The 415-nt window shown below is 62.9% G+C and carries 1 protein-coding gene; it reads right to left on the bottom strand.

Annotated elements, in window-relative coordinates; translation table 11 throughout:
* On the bottom strand, positions 1–415 hold a 415-nt coding region (locus QCE48_RS31790), incomplete at both ends, for an electron transfer flavoprotein subunit alpha/FixB family protein (RefSeq protein WP_309794523.1).

Genomic DNA, 415 nt, shown 5'->3' with positions numbered 1-415 from the left:
GATGCCGACTGCCACATATAACTGCGGCGCGACGATCTTGCCGGTCTGCCCGACTTGATAGTCGTTCGGGACAAAGCCCGCATCGACGGCTGCACGCGATGCGCCCAACGCCGCGCCCAGCTTGTCTGCCAAAGGTTCGAGCACTTTCGTGTAGTTCTCGCCGTTGCCCAAGCCGCGTCCGCCAGAAACGATGATCGACGCGGACGTCAGTTCCGGGCGGTCCAGCTTCGTGAGTTCACGCGACACGAACTGCGAAACGCCTGCGTCGGCGGCCGCTTCTATCTTTTCGACCGATGCGCTGCCGCCTTCGGCTGCGACCGGATCGAAGCCCGTCGAACGCACCGTGATGACCTTGATCGGATCGCTCGATTGCACCGTCGCGATGGCGTTGCCCGCGTAGATCGGACGCTCGAAA

The organism is Caballeronia sp. LZ024 (assembly GCF_031451455.1).
Classification (GTDB): domain Bacteria; phylum Pseudomonadota; class Gammaproteobacteria; order Burkholderiales; family Burkholderiaceae; genus Caballeronia; species Caballeronia telluris.
This window is presented reverse-complemented; position numbering and strand designations above follow the sequence as displayed.